Raw genomic sequence first — 18,359 nt, 5'->3', positions numbered from 1 at the left:
CGAACCGGGCACGCCGCCCTCGTGAGAGGCCGGGCGCGAGGTTCCTTCCCTGCCCTTCCCGTTCTCGCGAGGTACCGATGATCGCCCTTGTCCTGGCCGCCGTCGTGGCGGCCCACCCGCTCGGGAACTTCACCGTCAACCACTACGACGGGCTGAGGATCGCCCCCGGGCGGGTCGAGAACACGGCCATCGTCGACTACGCCGAACTGCCGACCCTGCAGGTCGCGGCGCAGGTCGACACCGACCGCTCCGGCGCCGCCTCCCCGGCGGAACGTGCCGCGCACGCGGCCGAGACGTGCGCGGGCCTGGCCCGCGCCCAGCGGCTCACGGTGGGCGGCACGGCGGTGCCGTGGCGGGTCGGCGCCGCCTCCTACGCGTACGAGGCGGGGCAGGGCGGCCTGCGGACCAGCCGCCTGACGTGCGCCCTGTGGGCGCAGGCCGACGTCACGGCGCCGTCCTCGGTCGCGTTCACCGACTCCTTCCTCGGCGATCGCATCGGCTGGCGCGAGATCACCGCCGTGGCCGAGGGAGTGGGGCTGGACCGGCCGGGCGTGCCCTCGGTCAGCGTGAGCCGGCAGCTGCGCGCCTACCCGGGCGATCTGCTCACCGCCCCCCTCGACCAGCGCTCGGTCACGCTGCGCGTCGCCGCCACCGGTCCGGCGGGCCGATCCTCCGCCGCCGCCGCCGATCCGGCGGGCCGGCCCGCCGGCCCCGCCGACCAGGCCGGCCGGTCCGCCGGCTCGGCCCGGCAGAGCGGCCAAGCGCCCGCCGGCTCCGGTTCGCCGTCCTCAGGAGGACCCGGCGCCCTGAACCCGGGCGGGGCGTCCCCGGCCTTGGGCGGGCCGGTCCTTCCGGGGCCGATCGGCGATTGGCTGGCAGGGCTCGACCGCACCTTCACCGGCCTCATCGGCGCCTCGACGCTCACCGTCCCGCTCGGCCTGCTGGCGGTGCTGCTCGCGGTCGCGCTCGGCGCCGGGCACGCGCTGATCCCGGGGCACGGCAAGACCGTCATGGCCGCCTACCTGGCCGGACGACGGGGCCGCCCGCGCGACGCGGTGGTCGTCGGCGCCACGGTCACCGCCACGCACACCGCCGGTGTGCTGGTCGTGGGCCTGGTGATCAGCGCGCTCTCCTCCGTGGCCGGGGAGTCGGTGCTGTCCTGGCTCGGTCTGGCCAGCGGACTCCTCATCGCCGCCGTGGGCCTGCGCCTCCTGTGGTCCGCCACCCGCACCCCCGGTACCCACGGACATGGCCACGGGCATGGCCACGGCCACAGGCATGGCCACGGCCACAGGCATGGCCACGGCCACGGCCACGGCCACGGGCACGGGCACGGGCACGGTTTCGGGCACGTTCACGGACCCGGGGATGGGACCGCGGACCGGCGTGAGGATGGCCCCGGGCACGGGGAAGGGGAAGGGGAAGGTCCTGAGCACGGCGACCGTCCTTCGCACGGTGACGGACACCCGCGGGGTCACGAGCGCCGGCATGGGCGGGCGGGGCTGATCGGGCTGGGCGTGGCGGGCGGCCTGGTGCCGAGTCCGTCGGCGCTGATCGTCCTGCTCGGCGCGGCCGCGCTCGGGCGCACGTGGTTCGGTGTCGCCCTGGTCGCCGCGTACGGCCTCGGGATGGCGGCCACGCTCACGGCCACCGGGCTGCTGCTCGTGAAGCTGGCGAACCGGCTGGACACGCTCGCCGCCACCCGGAAGGGCCTGGCCGGCCGGATCGCCGGCCTGGCCCCGATCGGCACCGCGACGACGGTCGTCCTCCTCGGCGCCGGCCTCGCCGTCAGAGGCCTCGCCGGCGCCGTCTGACGCCCGCCCGCCGGCCGGAGACTGGCCGGTGACCCGTAGCACCCTGCCAGGAAGCGGCGCGTACCCGCTGCCGACAGGCGACGCGTGGCGCCCTGCCGGGAAGTGGCGCGTGCCCCCTGCTGACAGGCGACGCGTGGCCCCCTGGCGGGAGCCGTAGGATCCCGGCATGAAGCGGGCACTGATCTGGTTGCACGGCGGAGCGTGGATGGAGCGGAACGCCGGCGAGCGTTCGAGCGAGATTCTCTCCGCTCACGGGCTCGACGTCTTCGCGGCGAGTTATCGGCTGAGCCATGAGGCGACCTGGCCGGCACAGCTGGACGACGTGCGGGCGGCGGCGCGTAAGGTGCGCGCCGAGCGTCCGGGCGTCCCGCTGCTGGTCGCCGGCACTTCGGCGGGCGCCCATCTTGCCCTTCACCTGGGTCTTCGCGGTGTCGACGCGCCCGGCGACATCGCAGCCGTGATCGCCTGCGCCGCTCCGGTGGACCCGCTGGCGGCCGACTGGCCCGAGGGCCGCGACGCCGGCAGCCCGTGGGCGCGGCTGCTCGGCCACGCCCCGGCCCCCGGCGACGAGGCCACCGCGGACGTGACCCCGGCCAATCATGTGGGCAACGGGGTGCCGGTGCTGCTGCTGCACGGCCATGAGGACGCCACCGTGCCGCCGACTCAGACCTTGGACCTGAGCAACGCCCTGCTGGCCTCCGGCCATCCGGTGACGACCTACCTCTCCGCCGGAGGCCATGACGTGGATCTGGCCCGCGAGGACATCCGGCAGGTCGTCGCCTCGTTCCTGGCCCTGCTCCCCGTCTGAGCGGAGCGCTGGGCGAAAGGCGGGCGGCCGGTCAGCGGCGGACGCCGTATTCGCGGCGGATCTGCCGGGCGACCTCCTCCAGCTCGTCCCGGGTCTGCAGCAGCCGGGCCTCGGCTTCCTCGGTGCGGGCCTCGGCGGCCATGGTGCGGTTGCCGGTGCCGGCGCCGAACCCCCGCTTCACACGGGCCTTGAGCTTGAGCAGCTTCCAGTTGTCCATGAATCCCATCGTGCTTCGCCTCCTCACCCGATCAACGTTGGCCCCTGCCCACTCCCCCGCAATCGACGGTCCATGCGTGGCCGATGGCGGCGGGCAGGTCGGCGGCCGTCCGAGCCGCCGCGCGTGGGCGCGCCAACGCCTGAGACGGCGGCCGGACGGCACAAGGCGCGGGACGACAGGCGCAGGACGGGAGCGGGTCAGGAGAAGACCTTCCTTCTGAAGGCGGGGTAGCGGCGGGCGGTGCGCAGGAACGTCTTGAAGCCGAGCCTGGCCAGAGTGCCGCCGCCGACGAACTGCCTGGCCGCGCGCATGGAGTCGCGGACGGCGGCGAAGCCGTACTCGCGCATCTCGGCCTCGTAGGCGGCGATCGCCTCGACCGGGTCTCGTCCGCCGGTCAGCGCGCGGCAGAGAAGGTGAGCGTCGCGGAGGGCCGTGTTGGCGCCGACGCCGCGCATCGGAGTCATGCTGTGGACGGCGTCGCCGAGCAGCGTGATCGTGGTCGCGGGCCAGGGGCCGACGGGCACCGAGGTGCGAATCGGCAGCAGCGAGACGGTGTCGGGGTGGGACATGGTGACGAGCCTGCGCAGGTCCGGGTGCCAGGTGCTCATCAGGCCCGCCACGGTGCCGCGCAGTTCCTCACCCGGCAGTTCGGCCATGTTCCTCGGGTAGCGCTCGTTCCGCGCGGCGAACGCCCACAGGACATAGCTGCCGGTGTTGTCGTACAGGGCGCCTTCCCTGTCCGTGCCGCCGATCTCGCCGTACGGCGGCTCCGGCCCTTCCCCCAGGTCATGCGGCGCGCAGAACAGGCCCGCGCCCTTCGGCGGGATGACGCTGTTGGCCCGCTGGTACAGGCCGGGATGGATCATGTCCCGGGTGTCCGGCGTCAGCGCGAACTTGCCCGCGATGCCGATGATCCCGGTGTCGACGCGCCTGGCGTGCGGCAGGTACTGCTTCCTGACCCTGGAGTTGCCGCCGTCGGCGCCGACCACGATGTCGGCCACGTCGCTGGATCCGTCCTGGAAGAACAGGCGGGTGCGCCCGCCGGGCTCCCGCTCGTAGCGCTCGAAGGTCTTGCCGAACCGCACCACCTCCTCGAGTCCCGACAGCAGGATCTGCCTGAGGGTGATGCGGCTGACCGAGTGGTGGTCGTCGACGGGGTCGCCTGAGGGCGGCACCGGCAGCAGCAGCAGTTCCTCCAGTTGCTCGGTGAGGAAGGCCAGGCCTTGCCCGCGCGCGCCGGTGGTGGCGACGAACGTCTCCCAGAGCCGCGGGGGCAGGCAGTCGTGCAGCGCTCGCGCGCCGTTGGGGTCGATGTGGACGCGGTATCCCTGCAGCCGGTCGCCGGGGGTGCGGTCGCGTTCGTGGACGGTCACGTCGGCGCCCGCCTTGTGCAGTCCTTGTGCCAGGCAGAGGCCGCCGACGCCACCGCCGATCACCGCTATGCGAAGACTCATAAGACCGACTATCAACCGTATGGCTAATTGTGTCAACCATAAGGATGAGAAAATCACCCGCGAGGATGAGAGTGCTAGCGTGACCCCATGAGACGTGCCCCCGCCGAGCGGCAGCGCGACCCCGAGCGCACCAAAGAGCGCATCGTGCGCGCCGCCATCGAGGAGTTCGGCGCCAAAGGATTCGCCGGCGCCCGGGTGAGCGAGATCGCGGCCAGGGCGGGCGTGAACAAGCAGCTCATCTCGTACTACTTCGGCGGCAAGGAGGGCCTCTACCGCGAGCTCACCAACCGGTGGCAGAACACCGAGAGCGCCTTCGCCGACCCCGCCACCTCGCTCCCTGATCTGGCCGCGGCCTACGTTCAGGTCAACGCCCGCAACCGCGATTTCGGCAAGATGTTCATGTGGGAGGGCCTGACCGACGGCGCCGTGGCGCCGGAGCTCGCGGAAGACCTGCGGCGCGATCTGGAGGACATGCGGCGGCGCCAGGCGGACGGCGAGTTCCCCGCCGACATCGACCCCGCCTGCCTGCTCCTGGCGCTGTTCGCCGTGTCGAGCGCGGGGGTGGCCTTCCCGCATCTGGTGCGCGTCCTGTGCGAGGCCGACCCGGCTTCGCCGACCTTCACCGACCACTACGCCGAGCAGGTCAGGCGCCTGCTGACCCACCTGCACCCATGATCGCCGGCGCGCTCGCCGCGCCCGCGATCACGGGTTCGCCCACGGCCGCCCCGCCGTCTCGCCCCTCTTCGCCGCCTCGCCGGGCGTGGACGTCCCAGCGGTCCTGGGCGTCTCAGCGGTCCTGGGCGTCTCGGCCGTCCTTGCCGCCTCCGCCGTCCTTGCCGCCTCGCCGGTCCTGCCGCTCCAGACGGACGGAAGGTCGTGGCGACCCGAGACGAACTCCTGGACGGCGATCTTCGCCCTGATCACCGGGCGTCGCCAGCGGATCTCGCGGTGGACCGCCTTCGCCATCTTGGACGGCCTCGGCCGGCGGGAGCCGGGTGAGAAGAACCAGTGCGCCCAGGGCGACCCGGGACGCGCCAGGCGCACCGCGCCGACGATCAGCAGGAGCGGCAGGAACAGCCCGGCCAGCCCGGTCCAGATCTTGCCCTTGAGCAGCGTGACCACGGCGAGCACCAGGTTGAGCAGGAGCAGCAGGCCCGCCGACCACCGGCCGGCGGGCGAGGGCTCGGGCACCTCCCAGCCGAAGGGACGCAGGCCCAGCAGCAGGAGCAGCGTCACCGCTATCGCCACGAAGACCGCGTCGACCGACGTGCGTCCCTCCTCCGACCAGTAGACGTCCCGCAGGTGCAGGATGAGCGCGAACTCGTCGAGCACCAGCGCCGCGCCGACCCCGAAGACCGCGGCGGTGAACGCGTACCAGCCGGAGGACAGCTGCGCGGTGACCAGCCCGGCGACGCCGCCGAAGAGCATGAGGACCACGCCGAACACGACGTGGTGGACGTGGACGTCGCCCACGTTGACGTTGCGGAACCAGCCGACCCTGGCCCGGATCAGCCGCACGTTGGCGCGGGTGAAGACGAACGTGACGATCAGCGCCGTCAGGAAGCAGAAGAGCGGCAGCCGTCCGGTGTCGATGATCCGTTCGTGAAACCAGACTTCCACAGGCATCCCCCACTACCGATGCTACGTACGGCCCCGCGGTCGTTGATCCACCGGGCCGTGCCATCCGTCCCGTCGATTCCCTCCCCCTGTCAGACGATCGGAAAGGCGGCCCGGTGCCCTCGGCGGTGTCGCCGCTGGCGGGAGGGGGTCAGCCGCCGACCCGCTAACTCCCATTAGGCGAGGAAGGCGCGCAGCAGGGCCGCGGTGCCGTCAAGGTGCTCGACGACGGCGTGCCGCGCGGCCTCGGGGTCGCCGGCGAGGATGGCCGCGACCATCGCTGCGTGCTGCGCGGCGGCGTGGTCGATGTTGGGGCCGAGCACCGGGATGGCGTTGAGCAGGTCGGTGACCCGCAGCCGCGCGTCGGCGGCGGCCGAGGCGAGCAGCGACGACCCGGTCAGCTCGGCGATGGACAGGTGGAAGGCCGTGTCCAGCCGCCGGTAGTCGGCGGGGGCCGCGTCGTTGACGTCGGCCAGCCTGCGCTGGAGGGTCGCGCGCTGCTCCTCGGACAGGTCGGTGGCCGCCAGCACCTGGGCGGCGCCGCACTCGATCGCCATGCGGAAGGTCAGCGCGTCGTCCAGCTCGCCGGCGCCCATCAGGTTGACGGCCCGGCGCAGGTCGCCCTGACGCGGCCGCGGCGGCTCGTAGACGACGAACGCCCCGCCGTACCTGCCGCGCCGCACGTCGAGGTAGCCGGCCTCCTGGAGGGCGCGGATGGCCTCGCGCAGCGTGACCCGGCTGATCCCGAGCTGGACGGCCAGTTCGCGCTCGGCGGGGAGCTTGTCGCCGGGCGCGACGACGCCGAGCTTGATGGCCTGGAGCAGCCGTTCGACGGTCTCTTCGAAGGCGTTGCCGGCGCGGACGGGACGCAGGAGCGCGACGAGCCCGTCCATCACGTCCTCCCCAGAACCGGCCTCAATGGTTCGAGATTAGTCCATTCGGCGGCTCGGGTGCTGTCGGACCGTTGACGGGGGGCGGCCGCTGGTGCTTGCATGCCTCCAATGGTCTGTTTCCAGACCTCTGCGAGAAGGAGGCGCGGTGCTCACCGTCGACCGACTGCGTGAAGAGGTGTCCGCCGGGCGGGTCGACACCGTGCTCCTGGCCGTCGCCGACATGCAGGGACGCCTCCAGGGCAAGCGGCTGTCCGCGCGGTACTTCCTGGAGGAGGTCCTGCACCACGCCGCGGAAGGATGCAACTACCTCCTCGCCGTGGACGTCGACATGAACACCGTCGGCGGTTACACCATGTCGTCCTGGGACCGGGGCTACGGTGACTTCGTGATGCGTCCCGACCTGTCCACGCTGCGCAAGGTGCCGTGGCAGGAGGGCACGGCCATGCTCATGGCCGATCTGGTGTGGGAGGACGGCGCCGACGTCGCCGCCTCGCCGCGGCAGATCCTGCGCGGGCAGACGGCCCGGCTGGCCGAGCGCGGCTGGGCCGCGTACGTGGGCACCGAGCTCGAGTTCGTCGTCTACAACGACAGCTACGAGAGCGCCTGGTCCAAGGCGTACCGCGACCTGACCCCGGCGAACCAGTACAACGTCGACTACTCCCTGCTCGGCGGCGCGCGCGTCGAGCCCCTGCTGCGCCGCATCAGGCTCGGCATGGAGGGCGCGGGCATGTACGTCGAGTCGGCCAAGGGCGAGTGCAACCTCGGACAGCACGAGATCGCCTTCCGGTTCGCCGAGGCGCTCACCACCTGCGACAACCACTCGATCTACAAGAACGGCGCCAAGGAGATCGCCGCCCAGGAGGGCATGGCGGTCACCTTCATGGCCAAGCCGAACCAGCGCGAGGGCAACTCCTGCCACATCCACATCTCTCTGCGCGGCGACGACGGCGAGCCGGTCATGGCCGGCGACGGGCCGCACGGGCTGTCCCGGCTCGGCGAGCACTTCATCGCCGGGCAGCTCGCCGCGATGCGCGAGCTGACGCTGCTCTTCGCGCCCAACGTGAACTCCTACAAGCGCTACGTGCCCGGCAGCTTCGCCCCGACGGCGGTCAAATGGGGCGTGGACAACCGCACCTGCTCCCTGCGCCTGGTCGGGCACGGGCCGTCGCTGCGCGTGGAGAACCGCGTGCCCGGCGGCGATGTCAACCCCTACCTGGCCGTCTCGGGCCTCATCGCGGCGGGGCTGTACGGCATCGAGCACGAGCTGCCGCTGGAGGAGGCCTACGCTGGCAACGCCTACGCCGCCGGCGCCGCGACCGTGCCCACCACCCTGCGGGACGCGCTGGTCCTGTGGGAGGGGTCGAAGATCGCCCGGGACGCGCTCGGGGAGCAGGTCGTCGAGCACTACGCCAACAACGCCCGGGTCGAGCTGGCCGCCTTCGACGCGGCCGTCACCGACTGGGAGCTGTTCCGCGGTTTCGAGCGGATGTGAAATGAAGATCATCAACCCTGCCACCGAGGACGTGCTCGCCGATGTCGAGCTCGCCGACCTGGCCGAGACCGACCGCGTGGTGGAGCGCGCCAGGAAGGCGTTCCCCGCCTGGCGGGAGGTCTCCCCCGGCGATCGCGCCCGGCTGCTGCGTCGCTTCGCCGACCTGGTCGACAGGCACGGCGACGAACTGGCCTCGCTGGAGCTGGCCAACGCCGGCCACCTGATCGGCAACGCCCGCTGGGAGGCGGGCAACGTCCGCGACGTCCTGCACTTCTACGCGGGGGCGCCTGAACGCAATCACGGCAAGCAGATCCCGGTGCCGGGCGGAGTGGACATCACCTTCGCCGAGCCGCTCGGGGTCGTCGGCGTGATCGTGCCGTGGAACTTCCCCATGGTCATCATGACCTGGGGTGCGGCCCCGGCGCTGGCGGCGGGCAACACCGTCATCGTCAAACCCGCCGAATGGACTCCGCTGACGGCTTTGAGGCTGGCCGAGCTGGCTCTCGAAGCGGGCCTCCCCGAGGGGGTGCTCCAGGTCCTGCCTGGAGCAGGGGAGGTCGCGGGGGCCCGGCTCGTGCGGCACCCGGGCGTCAACAAGATCGTCTTCACCGGGTCGACCGAGGTGGGCAAGCTCATCGCCGGCAGGGCGGCCGAGCAGGTCAAGCGGGTCACGCTGGAGCTCGGCGGCAAGAGCGCCAACGTGGTCTTCGCGGACGCCGACCTGGAGCGGGCCGCGGCGACCGCGCCCTCGGCGGTCTTCGACAACAGCGGCCAGGACTGCTGCGCGCGCTCGCGCATCCTGGTGGAGCGGCCGGTGTTCGACGAGTTCCTCGACCGGCTGATCACGACGGTCGGCGGGCTCACCGTGGGCGACCCGCGCGACCCCGGCACCGACATGGGGCCGCTGATCAGCGCCGGCCATCGTGAACGGGTGGCCTCGTTCGTGACCGGCGTCCCGCGCTTCCAGGGGACGTGCCCGGCCGGCAAGGGCTTCTGGTACCCGCCGACGGTGCTCACGCACGACTCGCTGGACGAGCGCGCGTTCACCGAGGAGATCTTCGGGCCCGTGGTCAGCGTCGTCCCGTTCGACGGCGAGGCGGAGGCCGTCCAGATCGCCAACGACACCGCGTACGGGCTTTCCGGGTCGATCTGGACCCGGGACGTGGGCCGCGCCCTCCGCATGGCCCGCGCCATCGAGGCCGGCAACCTGTCGGTCAACTCGCACTCGTCGGTCCGCTACTGGACCCCCTTCGGCGGCTTCAAGCAGTCGGGACTCGGCCGCGAGCTGGGCCCGGACGCGCTCGCCGCCTTCACCGAGACCAAGAACGTCTTCATCGCCCACTGACTCCTCCGGCGCCGGAGGCGACATCGGGGAATCCACCACTCAGGGAGTTCGTCACCATGCAACGTCTGCACGACCGCGTCGCCGTCATCACGGGTGCGGCGGGGGGCATCGGCCTCGCCACGGCCCGCCGCTTCGCCGAGGAGGGCGCGAAGGTCGTGTGCGCCGACCTCGACGAGGAGGGCGGCGCGAAGATCGCGGAAGAGGTCGGGGGGATCTTCGTCCGCACCGATGTGACCAGCGAGGACGACGTCGCCCGGATGTTCGGCACGGCCTTCGACACCTACGGGAGCGTCGACGTCGCCTTCAACAACGCCGGCATCTCCCCGCCCGACGACGACTCCATCCTGACCACGGGCATGGACGCCTGGCGGCGGGTTCAGGACGTCAACCTGACCAGCGTGTACCTCTGCTGCAAGCACGCCATCCCGTACATGCGGCGGCAGGGCAAGGGGTCGATCATCAACACCGCGTCGTTCGTGGCCGTGATGGGCTCGGCGACCTCCCAGATCTCCTACACCGCCTCCAAGGGCGGCGTGCTCGCGATGTCCCGCGAGCTGGGCGTGCAGTTCGCGCGCGAGGGCATCCGGGTCAACGCGCTGTGCCCGGGGCCGGTGAACACGCCGCTGCTGCGTGAGCTGTTCGCCAAGGACCCCGAGCGGGCTCAGCGGCGTCTGGTGCACATCCCGCTGGGCCGGTTCGCCGAGGCCTCCGAGATCGCCGCCGCCGCCGCGTTCCTGGCCTCCGACGACGCGAGCTTCATCACCGGCGCGGAGTTCCTGGTGGACGGCGGCATCTCCGGCGCCTACGTGACCCCGCTGTAGCCTGGCGCCCATGTCGCGACCCGTCATCGGCATCACCTGCTACGTCGAGCCCGCCGCCTTCACGGTCTGGCGGACGCCGGCGGCGCTGCTGCCGTACACCTACGTCGAGCACGTCGTGCGGGCGGGAGGCCAGCCGGTCATCCTGCCCCCGGCGGGCGACCCGGCGCCGCTGGCCGGGCGGCTCGACGGCCTGATCGTGGCGGGAGGCGGCGACGTCGACCCGGCCAGATACGGCGAGCGGCCGCACCAGCAGACCGGCTATATCCGGCAATTTCGTGATGAGGCGGAGTTCGAGCTGGTCGGCGCCGCGCTGGAAGAGGGGATGCCGCTGCTCGGCGTGTGCCGGGGCATGCAGGTCCTGAACGTCCACCTCGGCGGTACCTTGCACCAGCACCTTCCCGACGTGGTCGGCCACGGCGGCCACTCCCCCGCGCCGGGCGAGTTCGGCCACCTGCCGGTGCGCCCGGCGCCGGGCACCGTCCTTTCCAAGGTGCTGGGCGAGGACGAGATCGACGCGGCGCACTACCACCACCAGGCCGTCGACCGGCTCGGCGACGGCCTCACCGTGTCGGCGACCTGCGACGACGGCACCGTGGAGGCCGTGGAGCTGACCGGCCACCCCTTCGCGCTGGCCGTGCAGTGGCACCCCGAGGCGGGCGAGGAAGGTCACCTGTTCGAGGCGCTCGTCGCCGCCGCGACGGCGGGCGACCGGCATTGGTAGGGTGTGCGAGAACACCGGTGATCCCGTGCGGGAGAGCGTCCTGACATCCGGTCAGGACCCCTGAAGGAGCAAGTCCTCCCCGCGAACCTCACAAGGCAAAGGACCGCGCGGGCCAGGTGATCTCTGGAAAGCAGGCTTCTCCACGGAGCCTCGCCGAAGGTGAAAGTCCGGTAAAACCCGGGCGAAACTCTCAGGCACCGATGACAGAGGGGGAGGATGCTCTCATCCAACCCTGTCTGAGGTGCGCATCATGTCCCGACCAACACCGCTCCGCGAGGTGCACGAGAGCCTCGGCGCGACGCTCACCGACTTCGCCGGCTGGCTGATGCCGCTCCGCTACGGCAGCGAGTCCGCCGAGCACAACGCGGTGCGCACGGCCGCCGGGCTGTTCGACCTCTCCCACATGGGCGAGATCTTCGTCACCGGCCCGCAGGCCGGCGAGGCGCTGGACTACGCGCTGGTGGGCAACCTGTCGGCACTGGAGCCCGGCCGGGCCCGCTACACCATGATCTGCGCCCCCAACGGGGGCGTCCTCGACGACCTGATCGTCTACCGCCTGGCCGCCGAGGAGTTCCTCGTCGTGGCCAACGCCTCCAACTACGAGCTGGTGGCCGCCGAACTCGCCCAGCGCGCCGAGGGATTCCAGGCCGGCGTCCGCGACCGCTCCGCCGAGTACGCGCTGATCGCCGTACAGGGGCCACACGCCCAAGAGATCCTCAGCACCCTCACCGACGCCGACCTGCCCGGGCTGAAGTACTACGCGGGCCTGCCGGGCACCGTCGCCGGCGTCGAGGCGCTCATCGCCCGCACCGGCTACACCGGCGAGGACGGCTTCGAGCTGTTCGTCGCCGCCGGCGACGCCGTGCCGCTGTGGCAGGAGCTCACCAAGGCGGGCGACTCCTACGGCCTGCGCCCCGCCGGGCTGTCCGCCCGCGACACCCTGCGCCTGGAGGCCGGCATGCCGCTGTACGGCAACGAGCTGGACGCCGGGCTGACCCCCTTCGACGCCGGCCTCGGCCGCGTCGTGCGGTTCGACAAGGCCGGCGACTTCGTCGGCCGCGCGGCGCTCGCGCCGCTCAAGGACGTCCCTCCGCGACGGCGCCTCACCGGCCTGGTCGCGCGGGGCCGCCGAGTGCCGCGCCACGGCTACCCTGTGGTGCTGCTGACTGACGGCACCGTCGTTGGAGAGGTCACCAGCGGCGCACCCTCGCAGTCTCTCGGCAAGCCGATCGCGATGGCCTACGTGGACACCAACGTGTCCGAGGGCCTGGCGGTCGACATCCGTGGTAGCCATGAACCGGTCGACGTGATTGACCTGCCTTTTTACCGGAGGAGCAAGTGAGCAGCATTCCCGAGGAGCTCAGCTACACCAAGGAGCACGAGTGGGTGGCCGGTCTCGACGACGGCCTCACCGTGACCGTGGGCATCACGGCGTTCGCCGCCGAGGCGCTGGGCGACGTGGTCTTCGTCCAGCTGCCGGAGGCGGGCGGCACCGTCGAGGCGGGCGACGCCGTGGGCGAGGTCGAGTCCACCAAGTCCGTCAGTGACATCTACGCGCCGGTCGCCGGCGAGGTCGTCGAGGTCAACCAGACCGTCGTGGACGACCCCTCGCTGGTCAACTCCGACCCCTACGGCGACGGCTGGCTGTTCCGCGTCCGCGTTGAGGGCACCCCCGAGGAGCTCCTCACCGCCGAGGAGTACACCACCTTCACGACCTCCGATTCCTGACCTTTCCTCGTCCGTCCCGACCACCGTCGCCGGCCGGCCGCCCGACCGGCCGGCGCACGCGAATGCGCACAGATGCGTAGCCCGCGTTCGTCCGGGCATTTCCCGCTTGACACGTTCCCAAGGACGGAAGATCAATGGCGATCAGCGTCTTCGACCTGTTCAAGATCGGCATCGGGCCGTCCAGCTCGCACACCGGCGGCCCGATGGCGGCCGCCCACAAGTTCGCCCGAGGCCTGCACCAGGACGGGCTCCTGGAGAAGACCGCCCGGGTCGAGGTCATCCTGTACGGCTCGCTCGGCCTCACCGGCAAGGGGCACGGCAGCGACAAGGCGGTGCTGCTCGGCCTGTCCGGCGAGAAACCCGAGCTGGTCGACGTGGACACCGTCGATGACCGGCTCGCGCGCATGCGCGCCTCCGGCACCGTCCAGCTGTACGGCACGCGCGAGATCCCGTTCGTCATCGGCGAGCACCTGGTGTTCGAGCGCAAGATCTCGCTGCCGCACCACCCCAACGGCATGCGGTTCACCGCCTTCACCGCCGAAGGAGAGCCGGTCCGCGAGAAGGTCTACTACTCGGTGGGCGGCGGATTCGTGGTGGACGAGAACGCCACCGGCGCCGACCGCATCAAGCAGGACGACACCGAGCTGCCGTACCCGTTCACCACGGGGGCCGAGCTCCTGCGCCACTGCTCCGAGACCGGGCTGTCGATCTCGGGGCTCATGCTGGAGAACGAGAAGGCCTTCGGCCGCACCGAGGCGCAGATCAGAGCAGATCTGCTGAACCTCTGGAGCGTCATGTCCGAGTGCGTGCGCCGGGGCACCGCCAAGGAGGGCGTGCTCCCCGGCGGCCTGAAGGTCAAGCGGCGCGCGAACCAGATGCTCAGGCGCCTGCAGAGCGAGGCCCCCGAGAAGGACCCCCTCCAGGCGATGGACTGGGTCACCCTGTTCGCCCTCGCCGTGAACGAGGAGAACGCCGCCGGCGGCCGCGTCGTCACCGCCCCGACCAACGGCGCCGCCGGCATCATCCCCGCCGTGCTGACGTACTACGACCGGTTCACGCCCCAGTCCGACGACGACGGGGTCGTGCGCTTCCTGCTCACGGCCGGCGCGATCGGCGTGCTCTTCAAGGAGAACGCCTCCATCTCCGGCGCCGAGGTCGGCTGCCAGGGCGAGGTGGGCTCGGCCTGCTCGATGGCCGCCGCGGGCCTGACCGAGGCGCTCGGCGGCACCCCCGAACAGGTCGAGAACGCCGCCGAGATCGGCATCGAGCACAACCTGGGCCTCACCTGCGACCCGATCGGCGGCCTGGTGCAGATCCCCTGCATCGAGCGCAACGCGGTCGCCTCCATCAAGGCCATCACCGCCGCCCGCATCGCCCTGCGCGGCGACGGCCGCCACTTCGTGGCCCTCGACAAGGCCATCAAGACCATGCGCGACACCGGACGCGACATGCTCGACAAGTACAAGGAGACCAGCCGCGGCGGCCTGGCCGTCAACGTCATCGAATGCTGACCCGCGGCTCCAGAAGATCGACGACGGACAGCTCGGTCTCCCCGCCCACGAGGTTCAAGGCGACCTCCGCCCGCGCGGCGAGCTCGAGCGGTCCGAGCCCCTCCACCACGCCCGGTGGGCTTCGGCGGGTCTGACGGTCGCGCTGGGTGGGGTGGCGGCGTAGATTCTTGAGGAGGGTCGGTCGCGGGGGCCGAGGTCGTTCCGATGGTGCCGGGGTGGCGATGGACGGTCGTGAAGATCCTGCTTTAGTGCCGCAGGCAGAGCTCCGGCCCGGCGGCGGGACGCTCTTCGGCTCGCCCGCTCCCCCTCTGGTCGTGACCTGGGACGCGGAGGCCGGGAAGCTGGTGGTGACCGACTCCTCCTCGGGGCGTTCATCCCGGGTCACGCCCGCCGCGCTGTACCACTACCGGCACGACCGCATGATCCTCGACGGCAAGGGGAAGAAGGCCGCGCAACAGGTCAACGGGCTCGCGGCGCTGGACGCCGACGGGCTGGTGCTGCTGGACATCCCGGGCATGTGGCCGAGCACGGAGGTGGCGGCCCTCGCGGCCAGGGCAGGGATACCGGTGGTGAGCGCCCTGGAGGCGGCGCCCGCGCAGGTGCGGGCGGTCCTCGCCGGGCGCGCCCCGGGCTCGAGCCGCTTCGTCCCCGGCCCGCCCCCCCCCCGCTTGACGCCCAAGCAGCGGCAGATCGCCATGTACGCGGCGGGCGCGGCGGGCCTGGTGGTGATGGCCACCCTCGCCTCGACGGTCGGCTGGCTCGGCTGGCGCGGGCTGAGCATGATCGGCAGGTTCCTGCTGGACGTGCTGGAGGTCAAGTGGCTGGCGATCTTCTTCAGTCCCCTGCTGATCGTCCTGCGGCCCGCGCACCGGGCGTGGCACCGCAGGCGGGCCGGTCGCGGCAAGATCCTCGGCCCGCCGGGCGGCCCCAACCTCTCCGTCAGGGACGAGGGAGTGCTACGTGTCTGGCCCGGCCGGCCGATGGTCCACGACCGGCTCCCCCTTGGTCCCGCGCCGGGTGAGGCGGCGAGCCTCCTCGTCTACCGGTACGCGACCGTGTCCGGGCTTTTCATCATGAGCGGGAACGACAAGCCTCTGCGGCACCTTCCCGGCCCCTGGGATCCGAAGAGGCCCACCGCTTCGCCTCGGAGCAGGGCATGGCGTTCACCCTGCGCACGCTGACCCGCGAGGACTACCTTGACCTCGTCTCCCGCACCACCGACGGCCTTCCCTGACGGCATGCGGGGCGCCAAGACCATGTCACATGGCAGGACCAAGGCGATGTCGATCGCATAAACGAATCTTGTCGACAATGCGGACACTCATGGAGATTGCGGATGTTTCCCTACCTCCTGGAGGCACCGCTTGCCGCACATACGCGCCGCCCTCATCGGCTTCGCCGTGGTCATGGTGGGCAGCACACCCGCCAACGCGGCCACCGCCACCACCGCCACCCCCGCCATCACCGTGGAGCAGGGGCGGAGCCAACCGGTCTTCTCCTACGCAGACGCCGTCCGCGAGCACGTGTTCGTCGAGTCGAGCGTCGACAGCGACTCCGACGGCAGGCTCGACCGCGTCCGCGTGGACATCATCAGGCCCAAGGAGTCGGGCCCGGGCCTCAAAGTACCGGTGATCATCGACGAGAGCCCGTACTACGACAACTCCGGCCGCGGTAACGAGGCCGAGCGGAAGGTCTACGACGCCGCCGGCGATCTCGCCAGGTTCCCGCTGTTCTACGACAACTACTTCGTGCCGCGCGGTTACGCCGTCCTCAACGTCGACATGATCGGCACCACGAAGTCGGACGGCTGCCCGGACGTCGGCGGGCGAGCCGACGTGCTGGGCGGCAAGGCCGTCATCGACTGGCTGAACGGCCGCGCCGCCGCCTACCGGGAGGACGGCACGCCCGCCGTCGCCGACTGGACCACCGGCAAGGCCGGGATGATCGGCAAGTCCTACGACGGCACGCTGGCCAACGCCGTGGCGGCCACCGGCGTCAAGGGACTGGAGACGATCGTCCCGATCTCGGCGATCAGCTCCTGGTACAAGTACCAGCGCTCCAACGGCGTCGTCTACAACTACGACTACATGTCGTGGCTGTCCAACGTCGTCGACACCGACCCCGACGCCAAGTGCGCCGCCCTGCGGGCGCGCATGGACGCCGAGGACGGGGACGACACCGGCGACTACAACGCCTTCTGGGCCGAGCGCGACTACATCGCCGGCTCGCTGGGCGACGCCTCCAAGGTGCACGCCAGCGTCTTCGCCGTGCACACGGTCAACGACCTCAACGTCAAGCCGGACAACTTCTCCGCGTGGTGGCAGGCCCTGGCCGAGCGGGGCGTCCCCCGCAAGATCTGGGTCGGCCAGTACCAGCACGTGGATCCGTTCGACTTCGAAGGACGCCGCGACCTGTGGGTCGACACGCTGCACCGCTGGTTCGACCGCTGGCTGCTCGGCGTCGGCAACCGCGTCATGGCCGAGCCGCGCGCCGACGTGCAGGTCGGCCCGCAGAGCTGGATCACCCAGCGCGACTGGCCGGCGCCGTTCGCCGTCAAGGTCCCCTTCCGTCCCGCGGCCGACGGCTCGCTCGGTCTCATCCCCGCCAAGAAGGGGCAGACGGCCGCCTTCACCGACGTCCGGCAGTCCGAGGACGCGATGGTGGCCGACGTCGGCACGGCCAGTCCGGGGAGGGTCGCGTTCACCACCGGCGAGCTGCCGCTGGACCTGCGCCTGTCCGGCACGCCCGTCGTGGACCTGCGCGTCGCGCTCGACAGGCCGACCTCCAACCTGACGGCCCTCCTCGTCGACTTCGGCGACGACACCCGCGTGGACTGGCGGCGCGGCCAGGGCATCAGCACGCTCACCGAGGAGAGCTGCCACGGCGAGAGCACGGCCGCCGACGACGGCTGTTACAAGAAGGTGGCCACGAACGTCGCCACCCGGCCTCTGGAGATCGTCGCCCGCGGCTGGATCGACGCGCAGAACCGCGAGTCGCTCAGCGAGCCGTCCCCGCTGGAGCCCGGGACGTACGCCAAGGTCGAGTGGAAGACCCTGCCGCAGGACTACGTCTTCAAGAAGGGCCACCGGCTGGCCCTCGTCATCGCCGGCACCGACGCGACCTACAGCGGCGAGGCGGCCACCGGGGCCGGCGTCACCGTCGACCTGGCCAAGAGCAAGGTGCTCCTCCCGCTGGTGCTCAGCACTCCGCTCGCCGGTGGTGAGGTGCCGAAGGACAAGCTCAAGTGGCACGGCCCGCGGCAGCTGAACCTGCCCGTTCCGGAGATCAAGCTCTTCTGACCTCGCAGGGACCGCGGGGCGACACCGGCGGCCGGGCCCGTCCCCCGGCGGTCGCGTGGACGTGAGCCCGCGCCCGGCCGCGGAGAAACGTGCGCGCCTCCGCGGCCGGCCGGGCTCACGACCCCCCGAAACTTTCACAGGCCGGTCATGATCTCAATGACCAGCGTCCGACCATCGTGCAGGCCAAATGACCGCCTTGACCGCGATCCCTGTTTCGGGATCTTTCGGTGATCGTTGACAACACGACGGGCTCGGACGAACACTGTCGCCGCCGACGGACCTCATGCGCTGTCGACCCCGGGCACCCACCGTGACCCGGGCCTCCGGTCGTCGCCCGCACTGCGACCGGCAACCCCGCCGCGTTGTGCGACACCGGCGCGCGGTAGCCGTCACTCCGGCCACCGGCGAGCCCCATGGGGTCGTACCACGCTGCCCGGCCTCCGCAGGCCTTCACCAGGAGGAAGCGCGCAATGAACCAAGCCCTAGCCCGCTCGGAGAGCCGCGTACGCGGCCGCATCTGGCGGCGCGTCAGCCGTGCCTGCGTCATAGCGGCGGCCGCGGTCATGATGCTGCCCGGCACCGCCGACGCGGCCGTGACCACCAACCAGACCGGCACCAACAACGGCTACTTCTTCTCGT

Annotated in this window: 16 protein-coding genes and 2 riboswitches; of the genes, 12 read left to right on the top strand and 4 right to left on the bottom strand. The window is 71.6% G+C overall.

Annotated features, from left to right (window positions below):
- Positions 1-77: 77 nt before the first annotated feature.
- Positions 78-1,814 carry a nickel/cobalt transporter gene (locus ACFO60_RS34145; RefSeq protein WP_380849181.1) on the top strand — a complete coding sequence of 579 codons (1,737 nt, stop codon included), beginning with the start codon at positions 78-80 and terminating at the stop codon, positions 1,812-1,814.
- Positions 1,815-1,980: 166 nt separating this feature from the next.
- Complete coding sequence (locus ACFO60_RS34140) at positions 1,981-2,622, top strand: alpha/beta hydrolase fold domain-containing protein (protein WP_380849178.1); 642 nt, start codon at positions 1,981-1,983, stop codon at positions 2,620-2,622.
- Positions 2,623-2,653: 31 nt separating this feature from the next.
- Here ACFO60_RS34140 and ACFO60_RS34135 read toward each other — a convergent pair whose 3' ends face one another.
- On the bottom strand, positions 2,654-2,839 hold the full coding sequence (locus tag ACFO60_RS34135; protein ID WP_380849175.1) for a hypothetical protein: 186 nt from the start codon (positions 2,837-2,839) through the stop codon (positions 2,654-2,656).
- A 197-nt stretch (positions 2,840-3,036) separates the two neighbouring features.
- Positions 3,037-4,293: an FAD-dependent oxidoreductase gene (locus ACFO60_RS34130; protein ID WP_380849172.1), complete on the bottom strand. Its 1,257-nt coding sequence runs from the start codon at positions 4,291-4,293 to the stop codon at positions 3,037-3,039.
- 87 nt (positions 4,294-4,380) lie between these two features.
- Here ACFO60_RS34130 and ACFO60_RS34125 point away from each other — a divergent pair, with 87 nt between their 5' ends.
- The gene (locus tag ACFO60_RS34125) at positions 4,381-4,968 is read left to right on the top strand and encodes a TetR/AcrR family transcriptional regulator (RefSeq protein WP_380849169.1); all 588 of its coding nucleotides are present in this window, start codon (positions 4,381-4,383) and stop codon (positions 4,966-4,968) included.
- 27 nt (positions 4,969-4,995) lie between these two features.
- Here the strand turns inward: ACFO60_RS34125 and ACFO60_RS34120 are convergent, their stop codons facing one another.
- Positions 4,996-5,919 (bottom strand): hypothetical protein, encoded by a 924-nt coding sequence (locus ACFO60_RS34120; RefSeq protein WP_380849166.1) that lies wholly within the window; start codon positions 5,917-5,919, stop codon positions 4,996-4,998.
- A gap of 167 nt (positions 5,920-6,086) precedes the next feature.
- Positions 6,087-6,803, bottom strand: a complete 717-nt coding sequence (locus ACFO60_RS34115; protein ID WP_380849163.1) for a FadR/GntR family transcriptional regulator — start codon at positions 6,801-6,803, stop codon at positions 6,087-6,089.
- Positions 6,804-6,948: 145 nt separating this feature from the next.
- Between ACFO60_RS34115 and ACFO60_RS34110 the strand changes: the two genes are divergently transcribed.
- The 9 genes from ACFO60_RS34110 to ACFO60_RS34070 all read left to right on the top strand — a co-directional run bounded on the left by ACFO60_RS34110 (position 6,949) and on the right by ACFO60_RS34070 (position 17,720).
- A complete protein-coding gene (locus ACFO60_RS34110) occupies positions 6,949-8,295 on the top strand; it encodes a glutamine synthetase family protein (protein WP_380849160.1) in 1,347 nt (448 codons plus the stop codon).
- Position 8,296: 1 nt separating this feature from the next.
- Positions 8,297-9,640, top strand: a complete 1,344-nt coding sequence (locus ACFO60_RS34105) for an aldehyde dehydrogenase family protein (RefSeq protein WP_380849157.1) — start codon at positions 8,297-8,299, stop codon at positions 9,638-9,640.
- A 56-nt stretch (positions 9,641-9,696) separates the two neighbouring features.
- Positions 9,697-10,461 carry a 3-oxoacyl-ACP reductase gene (locus tag ACFO60_RS34100; protein WP_380849154.1) on the top strand — a complete coding sequence of 255 codons (765 nt, stop codon included), beginning with the start codon at positions 9,697-9,699 and terminating at the stop codon, positions 10,459-10,461.
- 10 nt (positions 10,462-10,471) lie between these two features.
- Complete coding sequence (locus ACFO60_RS34095; RefSeq protein WP_380849151.1) at positions 10,472-11,182, top strand: gamma-glutamyl-gamma-aminobutyrate hydrolase family protein; 711 nt, start codon at positions 10,472-10,474, stop codon at positions 11,180-11,182.
- Between the two features lie 18 nt (positions 11,183-11,200).
- Positions 11,201-11,298: riboswitch (glycine riboswitch) on the top strand.
- Positions 11,299-11,399, top strand: a riboswitch (glycine riboswitch).
- Between the two features lie 33 nt (positions 11,400-11,432).
- The gene (gcvT, locus tag ACFO60_RS34090) at positions 11,433-12,524 is read left to right on the top strand and encodes a glycine cleavage system aminomethyltransferase GcvT (RefSeq protein WP_380849148.1); all 1,092 of its coding nucleotides are present in this window, start codon (positions 11,433-11,435) and stop codon (positions 12,522-12,524) included.
- On the top strand, positions 12,521-12,910 hold the full coding sequence (gene gcvH / locus ACFO60_RS34085; RefSeq protein ID WP_380849145.1) for a glycine cleavage system protein GcvH: 390 nt from the start codon (positions 12,521-12,523) through the stop codon (positions 12,908-12,910). Before gcvT ends, gcvH begins: the two co-directional genes overlap by 4 nt.
- 134 nt (positions 12,911-13,044) lie before the next feature.
- Positions 13,045-14,421 carry an L-serine ammonia-lyase gene (locus tag ACFO60_RS34080; RefSeq protein WP_380849142.1) on the top strand — a complete coding sequence of 459 codons (1,377 nt, stop codon included), beginning with the start codon at positions 13,045-13,047 and terminating at the stop codon, positions 14,419-14,421.
- A gap of 248 nt (positions 14,422-14,669) precedes the next feature.
- On the top strand, positions 14,670-15,602 hold the full coding sequence (locus ACFO60_RS34075; protein ID WP_380849139.1) for a hypothetical protein: 933 nt from the start codon (positions 14,670-14,672) through the stop codon (positions 15,600-15,602).
- A 183-nt stretch (positions 15,603-15,785) separates the two neighbouring features.
- A complete protein-coding gene (locus ACFO60_RS34070; protein WP_380849136.1) occupies positions 15,786-17,720 on the top strand; it encodes a Xaa-Pro dipeptidyl-peptidase in 1,935 nt (644 codons plus the stop codon).
- Positions 17,721-18,359 lie beyond the last annotated feature (639 nt).

The sequence above is a fragment of the Sphaerisporangium dianthi genome, from assembly GCF_042654065.1.
In the GTDB taxonomy this organism is placed as follows: Bacteria; Actinomycetota; Actinomycetes; order Streptosporangiales; family Streptosporangiaceae; genus Sphaerisporangium; species Sphaerisporangium dianthi.
The sequence above is the reverse complement of the archived record's forward strand: the minus strand, read 5'-3'. Positions and strand labels throughout refer to the sequence as shown.